This is a genomic window from Roseateles sp. FW305-36, from assembly GCF_058787015.1.
In genome coordinates this window covers 89489-103481 of sequence record NZ_JBYSZK010000003.1, presented here as the reverse complement: position 1 = coordinate 103481, position 13993 = coordinate 89489, and the positions used below count along the sequence as shown (strand labels likewise).

Sequence of the window (13993 nt, the reverse complement as noted above, 5' to 3'; positions counted from 1 at the left end):
GTGCGGCGAAACAGCCGCTGGCCAATTTACTTCTTGAGGTGAGCGAACTTGTTGCGGAACTTCTCGACGCGACCGCCCAGGTTGTCCACGCTCTTTTGCGTGCCCGTGTAGAAGGGGTGCGATTCGCTGGTGGTTTCCAGCTTCACCAGCGGCATCTTCTGGCCGTCGATCTCGATCGTTTCCTTGGTCTGGACGGTGGAACGCGTCACAAACTGGAAACCGTTGGACAGGTCGACGAAGACGACGTCGCGGTAGTTGGGGTGAATGCCTTCTTTCATGGGAACCTCTTGGCTAGGTCGGGAGCCACGCAGACCGCTGTTTTGAAGGCGGTGGGCGCACTTTCCGGGGGGTGTCAGGGCGGAAAACCGGCGATTGTAGCCGGCCTCCCCGCGGTTTGGCTAGTTCTGGGTAGGAGGAACTACCCGCCGCGCCGCATCATGTCGAAGAAGTCCAGGTTGTTCTTCGACGCCTTCATCTTGTCGAGGATGAACTCCATCGCCTCGATTTCGTCCATGTTGTAGAGCAATTTGCGCAGGATCCAGCTCTTTTGCAGGATTTCCGGCTTCAGCAGCAGTTCTTCACGGCGGGTGCCCGACTTGTTGATCAGGATGGACGGGTAGACACGCTTCTCGGCCATGCGGCGATCCAGGTGGATTTCGCAGTTGCCGGTGCCCTTGAACTCTTCGTAGATCACCTCGTCCATCTTGGAGCCGGTGTCGATCAGGGCCGTGCCGATGATGGTCAGCGAGCCGCCTTCCTCGATGTTGCGCGCGGCGCCGAAGAAGCGCTTGGGGCGCTGCAGGGCGTTGGCGTCCACGCCGCCGGTCAGCACCTTGCCGGAGCTGGGCAGCACGTTGTTGTAGGCGCGGGCCAGGCGGGTGATCGAGTCCAGCAGGATGACCACGTCCTTCTTCAGCTCGACCAGGCGCTTGGCGCGCTCGATGACCATCTCGGCCACCTGCACGTGGCGGGCGGCGGGCTCGTCGAAGGTGGAGCTGATGACCTCGCCGCGCACGGTGCGCAGCATTTCGGTCACTTCCTCGGGGCGCTCGTCGACGAGCAGCACGATGAGGTGGCAGTCGGGATGGTTGGCGACCATCGCGTGGGCGATGCTCTTCATCATCTCGGTCTTGCCGGTCTTGGGCTGGGCGACGATCAGGGCGCGCTGGCCTTTGCCGATGGGCGAGGTCAGGTCGATGATGCGACCGGTGATGTTCTCCTCGCCCTTGTAGCCTTCACGCTCGAGCTTGAACTGCTCCTTGGGGAACAAGGGCGTCAGGTTCTCGAACATGATCTTGTTCTTGCTCTCCTCGGGCGTCTGGCCGTTGACACGGTCGACCTTCACGAGAGCGAAGTAGCGCTCGCCATCCTTGGGCACGCGCACTTCACCTTCCACCAGGTCACCGGTGTGCAGGTTGAAGCGGCGGATCTGGCTGGGCGACAGGTAGATGTCGTCCGTCGACGCCATGTAGCTGGCTTCGATCGAGCGCAGGAAGCCGAAGCCGTCGGGCAGGACTTCGAGCACGCCGTCACCGAAGACCTGCTCGCCAGCCTTGGCGCGCTTCTTCATGATGGCGAACATCAGCTCCTGCTTGCGCAGGCGGGTGACGTTGTCGATCTCCAGCTCCTCGCCCATCTGGATCAGGGCGGAGACGTGAAGCGCTTTGAGTTCGGAAAGATGCATGGGTGAACACCCGTCTGGGGCCGTCCAGCCAGCCAAGGCGGAACGGCAAATACTGCGGCACCCCGGATCAGGACCGAAAAGGCAGCGCGCTGACTGCACGCGATGCGGATTCGAAAAAACTTGGGGGGAGGGGAGCCGAGTCCACGCTGGCTGGGCTCCCGATTTGGACCGGGAAGCCTAGGGCGTGTTGGCTTTGGCTGCTGCAGCGGGGCACCGGGAGGTGCATCATGCGCTGCAGCAGTTGGACGCGATTATAGGTTCGCGTCGAGGAAGGCGGTCAACTGGGCCTTGGAGAGGGCGCCGACCTTGGTCGCGGCGAGCTGGCCGTCCTTGAACAGCATCAGCGTCGGGATGCCACGGATGCCGAACTTGGCCGGCACTTCGCGGTTCTCGTCGACGTTCATCTTGGCGATCTGCAGCTTGTCACCGTAGCCGGTGGCGACTTCGTCCAGGATGGGCGCGATCATCTTGCAGGGGCCGCACCACTCGGCCCAGTAGTCCACCAGCACCGGCTTGCCGGACTGGATCACGTCGGCGTCGAAGGACGCGTCGGAAACATGCTTGATCAATTCGCTGCTCATGGGAGGGTTCCTTGGCCTCAAAGGGTTGGCGGTCACCGCGGGTGGGGCCGTCCGAATAGGCAAAATCATTGTGACATAGCCACTTTTCCCGGACGGTCACGAGGGTGACCGAAGCAGTGGCACAGATCAGGGCGGGAGGCCCGCTTTACAAGTGCATCAAGCCGTGAGCCTGGGCCTCGTGCCCGGCGAAGACATCGAATCCTTCTGGCGCCGCATCGCCAGCAACTGTGCCGACTGGCTGGACAGCCAGGGCGCGCCGCTGCGTGACGCCGTGCTGCTGCTGCCTTTCGCCCAGCAGCTGGCACCGGCCCGCCGCGCCTTTTTGGCCCGTGGCGGCTGGATGCCGCGCATCACCACCAGCCACAGTCTGGCCTCGGCCCTGGGCCCGACGGCACTCGCGACGCCCGACCAGCTCTCCGGCGACGCCGCCATCGACGCCTTCACGGCCGACAGGCTGCTGGCCGACCAGAGCTGGGTCCAGCCCCTCAAGCGCAGCAGCCCGCGTGACTACCGCGTCGCCGTGGCCCGGCTGGTCGACACCGCCCAGGCCCTGGCTCGCGCCGCGGCCCAGGTGCCGCCCGAGGCCCGCCCCGCCTTCCTCGAGACCGCACGCCAGCGCCTCGCGGCCCTGGACGCCGGCCCCGGCGTGCTGGAACGGGCCCTGGCCCAGGTCGCCCTGGCGTGGATCGCCTCCGACGAGCGCCGCCCGGCCACCGACACCCTGTTCGCGCTGCGCCCCAGCGCCTGGATCTGGCTGCGCGTCGGCGGGCCCGACCCGCTTGCCCGCGCGCTGCTCGACGAGGCCGGCGACGTGCCGATGCTGTGCCTGGACGCCAATCTGGACCTCGACCAGGCCTGGGCCGGCTTCACGCCTACAGCTCATCTGGAGGAAGCCGTCACGTCCGATTTCGAGAGCCTGGCGGAGCAGACCGCCACAGCCGTCATCCAGCATCTGAACGCAGGTCGCCGCCCCGTGGCGCTGCTGGCCCAGGACCGCGTGGTCATCCGCCGCGTGCGCGCCCTGCTGGCCCGCCAGCAGGTGCCGATGCACGACGAAACCGGCTGGACGCTGGCGACCACGCCCGCCGCGGCGGCCGTCATGGCCCTGCTGCGCGCTGCCCTGGCCGGTGGCGCCGTCGACGACTGGCTGGCCTGGCTGAAATCGGCGCTGGCGACGGGCTGGGACCTGGGCGACCTGGAAGCGCGCTGCCGCCGCTTCGGTTGGCGCCAGGCGGCCCAGCTCGATGCAGCCACCTTGCCGCCGGCCACCGGCGCGGCCTGGCGGCGTGCGCGGGGTCAACTGGAGCCGCTGGCGGGTGGTTCACGCTCGCTGGGCGGCTGGCTGGCCGCTCTCGGGCAGACGCTGACCGGGCTGGCTTCATTGGCCGAAGTCGAAGGCGGCGAGGCCCTGCTGGAGACGCTGTGGATTTCGCGCAACCCCTGGGCCGGCAGCGCCCACGAGGCCGCGCTGGCGCAGACCAAACTGCGGCCCGAGGAATTCCTCGCCTGGGTCAACGACACGCTGGAGGCCGCCCAGTTCGAGCCCGCCGAGGAAGCGGGAGCCACGGAAGTCATCATCACGCCGCTGGCCCGGGCCATGCTGCGACCCTTCGGCGCCGTCGTGCTGCCGGGGGCCGACGCTGCGACCCTCGGCCCGGTCAATCCTCAGGCCGGCCTGCTGGCCGATGCCGACGCCGCGGCCCTGGGCCTGCCCAGCCTCGCTGAGCGCCGTGACGCCGAGGCATTGGGCTTCGCGCAGCTGCTGCGCGCGCCGGTGCTGACCCTGCTGCGCTGCGCCTTTGCCGGTGCCGAGCCTCTGCCGCCCAGCCCCTTGCTGGAGCGCCTGTCGGGTGCTGCGGCGAAAGCCGGTTTGGCCTTGCCGCATTGGGGCGACGAGCGCACGCAAGCGGTCGCGCAGCCGCGCCCGCAGGTCCGCCCCGCTGCAGACGCAGGCGGCCGCCTGCCTGCTGCGCTCAGCGCCAGCGCCATCGATGCGCTGCGCAACTGCCCCTACCAGTTCTTCAGCCGCGTGCTGCTGGGCCTGCGCGAGGCCGACGAGCTGGAGCAGGAACTCAGCAAGCGCGACTACGGCACCTGGCTGCATGCGGTGCTGAAGCGCTTCCACGAGGCGCGCGGCAGCGACGACGACATCGCGCTGCGCGCCGCTGCCGAGGCCGAGCTGGCTTTGTTGGACGCCGCCGACTTCCTTCCCTTCTCGGCCGCCTTCGAGCGGCTGCGCCCCCAATACCTGGCCTGGCTGGCCGAGACGGAGGCGGGCGGCCAGCGCTATGCCGACGGCGAAGTGGCCCGCGAAGCCCGCCCCTTCGAGGCTCCCCTGGACGGCGTCGTCGTGAAAGGCCGCATCGATCGCATCGATGACGCCCAAGGCGTGACCTGGCTGCTGGACTACAAGACCGGCGATGCCAAGGCGCTGAAGGACAAGGTGGCGGCCAAATTGGAGGACACCCAGCTCGCTACCTACGCGTTGTTGAGCGGCGCAGAACGTGGGCTGCAGGCGGCCTACCTGGTGCTGGACGACGGCAAGGGCATCGCCGTGCTGCCGCACGAGGACGTCAGCGCCACCGCTCTGGCTTTGCGTGATGGCCTGCAAGCCGACCTCACCGCTTTACGCGAGGGCGCGCCCTTGCCGGCTTTGGGCGAGGGCAGGGTCTGCGACTACTGCGAAGCCCGCGGCCTCTGCCGTCGTGATGACTGGAGCGCGGCATGAGTGATCAACTCGCCTACTGGGCCGATGGCTACCGCATCCCGCGCGAGCGCTTCTACGCGCTGGCCTGCGACCCCGCACGCAGCATCGTCGTCGAGGCCTGCGCCGGCGCCGGCAAAACCTGGATGCTGGTGTCGCGCATCCTGCGCGCGCTGCTGGCCGGCGCCGAGCCGCAGCAGATCGTCGCCATCACCTTCACCCGCAAGGCCGCCGGCGAGATGCGCCAGCGCCTGGCCGAATGGCTGGCCGAGTTCGCGCAGGCGCCCGAGGCCGGGCAACTCGCGGCCCTGCAGCAGCGTGGCATCTCGGCCGAGGACGCGGCCATCCTGCGTCCGCGCCTCGCCACGCTGCAGGCGGAGCTGCTGCGCGGCGGCCGCGCCGTCGAGGTGCGCACCTTCCATGGCTGGTTCTCGCAACTGCTGCGCGCCGCGCCGCTGGCCTTCCTGCAGGCCTTGGGGCTAGCGCCCGAGCTCCAGCTCATCGAGGACGAAGACGAGCTGATGCCGACGCTGTGGCGGCGCTTCCATGTCGCCGTGCTGGCCGACGAGACGCTGCGGGCCGACTTCCAGGCGCTGACGCAGTCGCGCGGCCGCTTCAACCTGCGCGAATGGCTGCTGGGCGCCTTTGCCAAGCGCGTGGAGCTGCGCCTGTCCGAAGCAGCCGGCGTGCTGGAAGCCAGCCTGCCGGGCGCAGAAGACCTGCTTGGCACCACGCCGGAGCAGTTCTTCGGCCATCTGCGCGAGCCCTTGAAGGCACTGGCACGCCAGCTCGGCCAGGCCAAGGGCAAGAAGGCCCAGGACGCGGCCTTGGCGCTGGAGCAGGCCGAGGACTTCGACGCCAGCTTTGCCGCTCTCTTCACGCAGAAGGCCGAGCCGCGCAAGCTCGGTGTCGACAGCCCCGACCTGGACGAGCTCTGCGAAGAGCTGCAGCGCCTGCGCGCGGCCATCGCCCAGCAGCGTGCTGCTGACGAACACGCAGCCATGCGCCGCCTGGCCTTGGTCTTGGTGGACACCTTCGAATCGTTGAAGCGCGAGCGCGGCCTGGTCGACATGAACGACCTCGAGCGCGGTGCGCTGGCCCTGTTGGCCGACGCGCAGACGTCCGGCTGGGTGCAGCAGCGCCTGGACGCCCAGGTGCGCCATCTGCTCATCGACGAATTCCAGGACACCAGCCCGCTGCAATGGCAGGCCCTGCACGGCTGGCTGCAGGCCTATGCCGGCGCGGGCGCGGGTTCGCCGCTGTCGGTCTTCATCGTCGGCGACCCCAAGCAGAGCATCTACCGCTTCCGTCGCGCGGACCCGCGCGTGTTCGCCGCGGCCCAGGACTTTGTCTGCGAAGGCCTGGCCGGCGTGCGCCTGGCCTGCGACCACACGCGACGCAATGCGCCCGAGGTGCTGGCCGTCGTCAACGCGGCGTTCGACGGCGCCCAGCGCGCCGGCGCCTATGAAGGCTTTCGCATCCACACGACGGAAGTGGCCGAGGTTGACGCGCTGGCCGGCCTGTGGGCGCTGGATGCCGAGGTCACGGCCGCGCCGGCCCAGGCCGAAGCCGACCCGCTGCGCTGGCGCCCCAGCCTGACCGAAGCCCGTCACGAGGCCGAGATCAGCCGCCGCGCGCCCGAATGCGCAAGGGTCTGCGCCGCCATTGTGGGCTTGCTCCGCGAGCGTCCCGAACTCAAGCCCGGCAACCTCTTCGTGCTGGCCCGCAAGCGCGACCCGCTGCGCCAGCTCAGCGAGGCGCTGACGGCCGCCGGCGTGCCCCACGCCGCGCCCGAGGAACAGCCGCTGGCCGAGCTGCCCGACGTGGCCGACCTGCTGGCCCTGCTCGACGTGCTGGCCTCGCCGGGCCACGACCTGTCCCTGGCGCATGCGCTGCGCAGCCCGCTGTTCGGCGTCACCGAGGCCGATCTGCTGATGCTGGCCGAAGCCGCCGGCACCGCTGAGTGGTTGGGCCGCCCGGCGGCCGAGCGCCGCGGCTGGTGGGATGCACTGCAAGGCCTGGAGTCCCCCGGCCCGGCGCTCGCGCGTGCCCAGGCCCTGCTGCGCGGCTGGGCCGAGCAGGCCCGCCTGCGCACGCCGCATGAGCTGCTGGACCGCATCGTCCACGAGGGCGAGCTGCTGGCGCGCATCGCCGCGGCCGTGCCGGCGGCAGACGCCAGCGTGCGCCTGCAAAGCGTGCAGGCCCTGCTGCATGCCGCGCTGGACCTGGACGGTGGCCGCTACGCCCAGCTCTATGGCTTCGTGCGCGCGCTCAAGAGCCGCCCCATCAAGTTCGTGCCCGCCGCCGCGCCCGATGCCGTGCAGCTGCTGACCATCCACGGCGCCAAGGGCCTGGAGGCCGAGGTCGTTTTCCTGCTCGACACCGACGCCGCGCCGCCCAAGGCCGAGACCCTGGGCCTGCTGCTGGACTGGCCCGTCGGCCAGCTGGCGCCGCGCCGCGCAGCCTTCCTGGCCTCCGAAGCCAGGCCGCCGCCGTCGCTGCAGGCCCTGGTCGACGAAGAACGCATGGCCCGCGAACGCGAGGAGCTGAATGGCCTCTATGTCGCGCTGACGCGGGCGCGCCGGGCCCTGGTACTCAGCCACACGCCCAGCCGCAGCCAGGCGACGAGTTGGTGGGACCGCCTGAAGCCGCTGTCGCGCGCCTGGCCTTTCGCGCTGGACATGGGCGCGCGCACCGACACCGCCGCACCGCGGCTCGCCCCGCTGCCGAGCTGGCAAGCGCCACCAGCCGCGCCGGTGCGCGACGGCACCGCGCGCAATGAGCGTGAGGCCAGGGTCGGCGAGGCGCTGCACCGCGTGCTGGAGTGGGTGTCGGCACCGGGCCAGACCCAGCCCCTGGAGGTGCTGCTGGCGGCATCGGCCCAGGCCTTTGGCCTGGACGCCAAGGCCCGCGAGCAGCATGCGCGGGCGGCCCGGGCCATCCTCGACAGCGCCGACTGCCGTCCCTTCTTCGATCCCGGCGAACTGCTCTGGGCCGGCAACGAGGTGGCCGTGGGGCAGGGCGGCGAAGACCAGCGCATCGACCGCCTCGTGCAGCGGCGCGACGGCAGTTGGTGGGTGCTGGACTACAAGCTCGGCGCCACGCCCGAGCGCGAGCCGGCCTATCTGGCGCAGATGCGCGGCTACGTGGCTGCGGTGCAGGCCCTGCAGCCGGGCGAGCCGGTGAAGGCGGCACTGATCAGCGGGACGGGGCGGTTCTTGCCTGTGGATTGAGTCACCAGCAGACGGAGTACCGGTCAATCACCCCCCCGCCAGCTGCCATCCCGCCGGCGCGAAGACTAGGCCGCAACAGCCACGTCCAGCCCCGGAAAGCACAAGCGCTGGAACTGCGCGTTCAAGTCCTCCGGCGGCAGGGGCTTTTCGCTCTCCATCCACCAGATGAAGCTGGACCACAGCGCGCCCACGACGTACTGCGTGGCCAGGTCCAGGCGGGTGCCGGCGATGGCGGCGTGGCCGCGGCGCAGGTCTTGCCGCACCAGCTCCGCCAGCATCTGGCGCACGTGGCGCTCCACGCTGCTTTCGCTCTCGCGCGCCACGGTCATCTCGTAGATGCGCCGGTGGCTGGCCAGGTGCTGGAAGAAGGGCAGCGTGAAGCCCAGCGGCTCGTTGCGCGTGCGGCCGGCCTGCTCCAGCCAGCCGCGCAGCCGCGCGATGCTGGCCGCCAGCAGTTCCTCCTTGCTCTGGAAGTGGGCGTAGAAGGTGGCGCGGCCCACGCCGGCGCGGTCGATGAGGTTCTGGATGGTCAGCCGCTCGTAGCCGCGCTCCAGCATCAGCGCGAACAGCGCTTCGAGGATGAGGTCGCGCGAGCGCTGCGCGCGGCGGTCCAGGAGGGCAAGGGTGTCGAGCATGGGAAGTGGCCTTGTCTTGTCGAACAAGCTGCACGCATCTGTTCGCTAGCGAACAACCGGCTGCCGTCTGTACGGGACATGCTTGGGAGCGCTGAGTATGGTCAGTTTCATCGCCCACTCCCTACCGAAACCCATGCCCAAACTACCGTTCAACGACCAGCCCGACGTGCAGCCCGGAACCCGCACCGCCGGCATCACCATCGCGCTGGCCACAGTGCTGTCCACCGTCTTTGTCGCCATCGACGAGAGCGGCGGCGGTCAGGGCCAGCTCGGCATCCTGCAAAGCATTGCGCAGCTCGCCGCGCTCAAGGCCACGGTGCACGGCGTGGCCATCGCCAGCATCTGTGCCTATGCCTTCGGCTATTCGGCGCTGGCGCGGCGCCTGTCGCTGCACCGCCCCGCCGTGCTGGCGGGCCTGGCCGCCTACCTGATGGGCTGCGTGGCCCTGGTGGGCGCCACCATCGTGGACGGCTTCGTCATCCCCCACCTGGCGGCGGACGCCATCGTCGGCTCGCCCACGCGTCTGCAGGTCGGCTACGAACTCGTCCACGCCGCCGGCATCGCGCTGACCGACGCCGCCAAGATCGGCTGGCTGCTGCAGGCCGCGGGCGCCCTGGCCTGGGCCGGCGTCCTGATGAGTGAGGGCGGTTTCGCCCGCGTCATCGGCATCGTGGGCGCCACCGCCAACCTCGCTGTGGCCGCCGCCGTGCTGAGCGCGGGCGTCAACATGACCATGACGGCCATCCTCACCATCCTGCTCGCCCAACTCGTCTGGAACCTCGCCGCGGCCCTCTGGCTGGTGCGCGCGCCCGGGGCTCAGTCGGCCGCCGCGTTTCCGTCAGCTAGAATAGTCGGCTCAGTCGGGGCGTAGCGCAGCCTGGTAGCGCATCTGCTTTGGGAGCAGAGGGTCGCGAGTTCGAATCCCGCCGCCCCGACCATCTACAACGAACAACGGCCCGCCTCGTGAGAAGCGGGCCGTTTTTCATGGCCGACAGCGTGGCTACTTGCGCGAGCGCAGCGCCGTCCTGGCCTGCACGAAGTTGAAGGCATAGGACACCGCCTCGACGATGGCGTTGTCAATCTCCACGCGCTCGTGCTCGGTCAGGTAGAAGCTGAAGTCCACCTCGTGGCGGATATAGCGCGGCGGCAGGCGGTTCAGGGCGACGCAGGCGACGTCGCACAGCAGGTCGCTGCTGGCCGCAATGTCCGGATAGTCGGGCGCCGAGGCCAATACCGCCGCGAAGATCTCGCGCTCGTGGTGGTTGTAGAGGGAGCTGAAGTCGGCATTCATGGCGGGCCTCGTCGTGCGCGGTGGGATGCAGGTTTATAGCGCCATCAGGCCGCGCCGAGTCCTGGGGTCATGCCCGCCGCGGCACTCTTTCTCGCCGCGACGAAATCCAGCATGCGGGTGATGCAGGCCTGGGCCTTGACGCGAATGTCCTCGTCGACGTGGATTTCCGGCTGACCACTTTCCAGACAGTCGACCAGATTGGCCAGGCCGTTCATGGCCATCCAGGGGCAGTGGGCGCAGCTCTTGCACGTGGCGCTGTTGCCGGCCGTGGGCGCCTCGATCAGCGTCTTGTGCGGCGCCAGCTGGCGCATGCGGTGGAGGATGCCGTTGTCGGTGGCGACGATGTATTCCTGGGCTGCGCCTTCGACGACCGCCTTGATCAGCGCCGAGGTGGAGCCGACGACGTCGGCCTGCTCGACGACGCTCTTGGGCGATTCGGGGTGGACAAGGATGAGAGCGCCGGGATGCTGCTCTCGCAGCAGTTCCAGCTCCAGCCCCTTGAACTCGTCGTGGACGATGCAGGCGCCGTTCCACATCAGCATGTCGGCGCCGGTCTGCTCCTGGATGTAGCGGCCCAGATGCCGGTCGGGCGCCCACAGGATCTTCTCGCCCCTGGCATGCAGGTCGGCCACGATCTCCAGCGCACAGGAGCTGGTCACCATCCAGTCGGCGCGTGCCTTCACCGCGGCGCTGGTGTTGGCGTAGACGACGACCTTGCGGTCCGGGTGGGCATCGCAGAAGGCGGCGAACTCGTCTTCGGGGCAGCCCAGGTCCAGCGAACAGGTGGCGTCCAGGTCGGGCATCAGCACGCGCTTTTCGGGGCTGAGGATCTTGGCCGTCTCGCCCATGAAGCGCACGCCGGCGACGACCAGGGTCTGGGCGGCATGGTCGCGGCCGAAGCGGGCCATCTCCAGCGAGTCGGACACGATGCCGCCGGTCTCCAGGGCCAGGTCTTGCAGGAATCCGTCGACGTAGTAGTGGGCGACCAGGACGGCGTTGTGTTTTTGAAGCAGGGCCTTGGCGCGCTCTGTCAGGGCGCTGCGCTCGTTCGCCGACAGCGGCGCGGGCGTCTTGGCCCAGGCGTGGGCGGTGGAGCAGGCGCCGGCGGCATCCTGCTTGGTGTAGTCGAACAGCTGGGTTTCCATGGAATGCGAGCGGATCTCTCGAGGGGATGCGGTGTGGCGGCGGCTGGGGCTTCCTACACTCGGGGCATGGCGATTTCAGCGGATTGTCCGCCCGCGAGGGCCTCGGCCGGCGGCGGTGCGGCAAAGCCCCTGATGAGAGGCTTGGCCGGGTCGCTGGCTCTCTGGGTGGGGCTGGCCGGCGCGCAGACGGCGCCAACGCTGCGCTTCATCGTTGGCGAGGACTGGGCGCCGCCCTATTTGACCTTGCGCGACGGTCGGCCCGTCGGTGGCCTGGCCTTCGAGCTGATGGAAGCAGTGGCGCATGCCGCCGGCGCCCGGCCCGAGTACCTGATGTTGCCCCCCAAGCGTACCCAGGCGGCCCTGCATGCCGGTGAGGCGGATCTGATGTGCATGATGAGTCCCAAATGGCTGGCCGAGCCGCTGGGCCCCGACCACATCGGTCCGCCCATGGTGGTGGTGGAAGACGTGCTGGCACTGCCGCCGGGGCGGGGCGATGGCAAGGTATTGGACTTGTCGGCGCAGCGCGGTCTGCGGGTGGGCACGGTGCTGGGCTATCGCTACCAGGAGCTGGGCCCGCTGTTCGACAAGGGGCAACTGGTGCGCGATGACGCCGCCACCCAGCAAGGCGTGCTCGACAAGCTGGCGCGCGGCCGTACCGAGGCCGCCGTCGTCGATCGCTTCGTGCTGGCCCAATACAACCGCGGCCGGCCGCCCGCCGAGGCCTTGCCGGCCGTGCAGGTCGTCAGCCAGACGGTGACGCATTGCCTGCTGGGCGGCAAGACGCGGCTGCCGGCGCGCCAACTGCAGCTCGCGTTGCGAACCGTTGCCGGGCGCGGCGAACTCGCCCGGATGATGCAGCGCTATCGCTAAGTTCAGGCTTCCAGCCAGGCTCGAAAGGCCGCGGCGCGTTCCTGGCTGATCAGCAATTCGCCGTCCAGCGCCGGGCTGAGGTCCAGCTTCAGCCGCCCCTTGCCCGCGGGTGAAAAGCGCCGCACCGCGCCGGCGGCCACCAGCAGCTGTCGATTGGCTCGGAAGAAGCGCTGTGTGCCCAGCTCCTCCTCCAGTTCGCTCAGTGTCGGCTCGACGAGGTAGCGCTCGCCGGCCTGGGTGATGGCGAAGCTCAGCTTGTCCACCGACACGAAATAGGCGATGTCGGCCAGCTCCAGCGCATGGAACTGCTGGCCGGCCTTGCGTCCGACGATGCGCTGGCGGCCGGTCGGCGGGCTCAGGCGCTGCAGCAGGCCGCCGAGTTGCTGGCTCCAGCGCTCTTGGGCCTGAGCATCGAAATGGCGTCGCCATTGCTCGACCTTGGAGAGTGCCTGTGACAGCGCGGCTTCGGACACTGGCTTGAGCAGATAGTCCACGGCCAGTGCCTGGAAGGCCTTAAGCGCGAACTGGTCGTAGGCCGTCGTGAAGACGGTCGGCAAGGCCAGGCGACGGTCGCGGAAGAGCTCCAGCGACAGGCCGTCGGCCAGCTGGATGTCCAGCAGCAGCAGATCGGGCGCGGGGTTGACCGCCAGCCAGGCCATCGTCCCTTGCACCGTGTCGCTGTGGCCGAGCACGCGGGCCTCGGGGGCGACGCGAGCCAGCGTGGCGGTCAGGCGCTCGCGCGCCGGGGTCTCGTCTTCGGCAATGAAGATCTTCATGGGCGGGCCAGCAGGGGAATGGAGACGTCGAACACGCCGCCTTCGCTGTGGCGCTCCAGCGCGCGGCCGGCCAGCAGGCGGCAGCGTTCGTCGAGATTGGCCAGGCCCAGACCCGAGGAGGGCAGGGCGCTGCGGCGCGGCTGTAGCGCGTTGCTGGCACGCACGCGGTCGCCGTCCAGCGTGAAGCTGACGGTCAGTGGTTGGGCCGCGCTGGCTTCGTTGTGCTTGATGGCGTTCTCCAGCAGGGTCTGCAGGGCCAGCGGCGGCACCAGCCATTGCGAGGTCTGCAGTGCCGGGTCCAGCTGCAGCGGCATGGCGGCGCCGAAGCGCAGGGCCAGCAGGCGGTGGTAGTGGCGCAGGAAGGCCAGCTCTTCGTCCAGCGGCACCAGGTCGCGCTGGCGGCTGTCCAGCACGTAGCGGTAGATCTCGGCCAGGGTGTCGCTGAACTCGCGCGCGCTCTTCGCGTCGTTGTCGATCAGATGACCCAGGGTGTTGAGGCTGTTGAACAGGAAATGCGGGTCGACCTGGGCCTTCAGCGCACCCAGCTCCGACTGCACGCGGGCCCGCTCCAGGCGTTCGACGTGCAGCATGTCCGACTCGCGCTCGCGGATCAGGAACATGGTCTCGTAGGCGTGGGTCACGAAGAGCACGCAGATGACATTGGTGGCGACGACGAGCTTGAGCGCATTGGTGTCCACCGGCAGGCCGGCGACCTGGAACCAGGTCCAGATGGCGGCCAGGGTCAGCGGCGCGGTGTAGAGCACATTGGCGCTGACCAGCATCAACAGCTTGCGCAGCGGGTGGGCAAACCAGTTCAGGTGCTCGCGCTGCTTGAACAGCAGCCAGCGGTTGCCGGCCCAGATCGCGAAGGCCAGGGCGATGAAGCCGGCGAAGCCGATCCAGAAGCGCGCGTCTGCGGGCCCGAGCGGGCCGAACAGCCCCGTCAGCCAGGGAATGGCCAGGCCGAAGGCGAGCGAGCCGCCGACCATCAGTGGCCGGTCATCCAGGCGCGCCTGGGTGGGTGGGTTCGGCGGCGCTTTGGGCGCCGGTTTGTCGGCTTTGGGCGTGCTCATC

The 13993-nt window shown here is 69.2% G+C and carries 12 protein-coding genes and 1 tRNA gene; 5 read left to right on the top strand and 8 right to left on the bottom strand.

Going from position 1 to position 13993, the window contains the following annotated elements; all coding sequences use genetic code 11:
* Window positions 1-26: 26 nt before the first annotated feature.
* From AC3WOE_RS07175 to trxA, 3 genes are all read right to left on the bottom strand, one after another.
* Window positions 27-278, bottom strand: a complete 252-nt coding sequence (locus AC3WOE_RS07175) for a type B 50S ribosomal protein L31 (RefSeq protein WP_492689341.1) — start codon at window positions 276-278, stop codon at window positions 27-29.
* A 140-nt stretch (window positions 279-418) separates the two neighbouring features.
* Window positions 419-1684 carry a transcription termination factor Rho gene (gene rho, locus AC3WOE_RS07170; RefSeq protein WP_492689340.1) on the bottom strand — a complete coding sequence of 422 codons (1266 nt, stop codon included), beginning with the start codon at window positions 1682-1684 and terminating at the stop codon, window positions 419-421.
* Between the two features lie 251 nt (window positions 1685-1935).
* Complete coding sequence (gene trxA / locus AC3WOE_RS07165) at window positions 1936-2265, bottom strand: thioredoxin TrxA (RefSeq protein WP_056195487.1); 330 nt, start codon at window positions 2263-2265, stop codon at window positions 1936-1938.
* A 163-nt stretch (window positions 2266-2428) separates the two neighbouring features.
* On the opposite strand from trxA, the gene AC3WOE_RS07160 reads away from it, so the two are divergent.
* Complete coding sequence (locus AC3WOE_RS07160; RefSeq protein WP_492689339.1) at window positions 2429-4993, top strand: PD-(D/E)XK nuclease family protein; 2565 nt, start codon at window positions 2429-2431, stop codon at window positions 4991-4993.
* Window positions 4990-8202, top strand: a complete 3213-nt coding sequence (locus AC3WOE_RS07155; RefSeq protein WP_492689338.1) for a UvrD-helicase domain-containing protein — start codon at window positions 4990-4992, stop codon at window positions 8200-8202. The genes AC3WOE_RS07160 and AC3WOE_RS07155 overlap by 4 nt, the downstream gene beginning before the upstream one ends.
* A gap of 65 nt (window positions 8203-8267) precedes the next feature.
* Here AC3WOE_RS07155 and AC3WOE_RS07150 read toward each other — a convergent pair whose 3' ends face one another.
* Window positions 8268-8837, bottom strand: a complete 570-nt coding sequence (locus AC3WOE_RS07150; RefSeq protein ID WP_492689337.1) for a TetR/AcrR family transcriptional regulator — start codon at window positions 8835-8837, stop codon at window positions 8268-8270.
* Between the two features lie 133 nt (window positions 8838-8970).
* Between AC3WOE_RS07150 and AC3WOE_RS07145 the strand changes: the two genes are divergently transcribed.
* Both AC3WOE_RS07145 and AC3WOE_RS07140 read left to right on the top strand, forming a co-directional pair.
* Window positions 8971-9708 carry a hypothetical protein gene (locus AC3WOE_RS07145; protein WP_492689335.1) on the top strand — a complete coding sequence of 246 codons (738 nt, stop codon included), beginning with the start codon at window positions 8971-8973 and terminating at the stop codon, window positions 9706-9708.
* Window positions 9699-9775 (top strand) — tRNA-Pro (locus AC3WOE_RS07140). Before AC3WOE_RS07145 ends, AC3WOE_RS07140 begins: the two co-directional genes overlap by 10 nt.
* 62 nt (window positions 9776-9837) lie before the next feature.
* Here AC3WOE_RS07140 and AC3WOE_RS07135 read toward each other — a convergent pair.
* Window positions 9838-10128, bottom strand: coding sequence for a late competence development ComFB family protein (locus tag AC3WOE_RS07135; RefSeq protein WP_492689334.1), 291 nt, complete (start codon window positions 10126-10128; stop codon window positions 9838-9840).
* A 44-nt stretch (window positions 10129-10172) separates the two neighbouring features.
* The gene (gene nadA / locus AC3WOE_RS07130) at window positions 10173-11273 is read right to left on the bottom strand and encodes a quinolinate synthase NadA (RefSeq protein WP_492689333.1); all 1101 of its coding nucleotides are present in this window, start codon (window positions 11271-11273) and stop codon (window positions 10173-10175) included.
* A 132-nt stretch (window positions 11274-11405) separates the two neighbouring features.
* On the opposite strand from nadA, the gene AC3WOE_RS07125 reads away from it, so the two are divergent.
* Window positions 11406-12143, top strand: a complete 738-nt coding sequence (locus AC3WOE_RS07125; protein ID WP_492689332.1) for a substrate-binding periplasmic protein — start codon at window positions 11406-11408, stop codon at window positions 12141-12143.
* A gap of 2 nt (window positions 12144-12145) precedes the next feature.
* Here the strand turns inward: AC3WOE_RS07125 and AC3WOE_RS07120 are convergent, their stop codons facing one another.
* Window positions 12146-12919 (bottom strand): LytR/AlgR family response regulator transcription factor, encoded by a 774-nt coding sequence (locus tag AC3WOE_RS07120; protein WP_492689330.1) that lies wholly within the window; start codon window positions 12917-12919, stop codon window positions 12146-12148.
* The gene (locus tag AC3WOE_RS07115) at window positions 12916-13992 is read right to left on the bottom strand and encodes a sensor histidine kinase (protein WP_492689329.1); all 1077 of its coding nucleotides are present in this window, start codon (window positions 13990-13992) and stop codon (window positions 12916-12918) included. Before AC3WOE_RS07115 ends, AC3WOE_RS07120 begins: the two co-directional genes overlap by 4 nt.
* Window position 13993 lies beyond the last annotated feature (1 nt).

Bases quoted from the DNA above. Each gene is read 5' to 3' on its own strand.
- AC3WOE_RS07175 (WP_492689341.1), bottom strand. From the start codon at position 278: ATGAAAGAAGGCATTCACCCCAACTACCGCGACGTCGTCTTCGTCGAC.
- rho (WP_492689340.1), bottom strand. From the start codon at position 1,684: ATGCATCTTTCCGAACTCAAAGCGCTTCACGTCTCCGCCCTGATCCAG.
- trxA (WP_056195487.1), bottom strand. From the start codon at position 2,265: ATGAGCAGCGAATTGATCAAGCATGTTTCCGACGCGTCCTTCGACGCC.
- AC3WOE_RS07155 (WP_492689338.1), top strand. From the start codon at position 4,990: ATGAGTGATCAACTCGCCTACTGGGCCGATGGCTACCGCATCCCGCGC.
- AC3WOE_RS07150 (WP_492689337.1), bottom strand. From the start codon at position 8,837: ATGCTCGACACCCTTGCCCTCCTGGACCGCCGCGCGCAGCGCTCGCGC.
- AC3WOE_RS07145 (WP_492689335.1), top strand. From the start codon at position 8,971: ATGCCCAAACTACCGTTCAACGACCAGCCCGACGTGCAGCCCGGAACC.
- AC3WOE_RS07135 (WP_492689334.1), bottom strand. From the start codon at position 10,128: ATGAATGCCGACTTCAGCTCCCTCTACAACCACCACGAGCGCGAGATC.
- nadA (WP_492689333.1), bottom strand. From the start codon at position 11,273: ATGGAAACCCAGCTGTTCGACTACACCAAGCAGGATGCCGCCGGCGCC.
- AC3WOE_RS07125 (WP_492689332.1), top strand. From the start codon at position 11,406: ATGAGAGGCTTGGCCGGGTCGCTGGCTCTCTGGGTGGGGCTGGCCGGC.
- AC3WOE_RS07120 (WP_492689330.1), bottom strand. From the start codon at position 12,919: ATGAAGATCTTCATTGCCGAAGACGAGACCCCGGCGCGCGAGCGCCTG.
- AC3WOE_RS07115 (WP_492689329.1), bottom strand. From the start codon at position 13,992: ATGAGCACGCCCAAAGCCGACAAACCGGCGCCCAAAGCGCCGCCGAAC.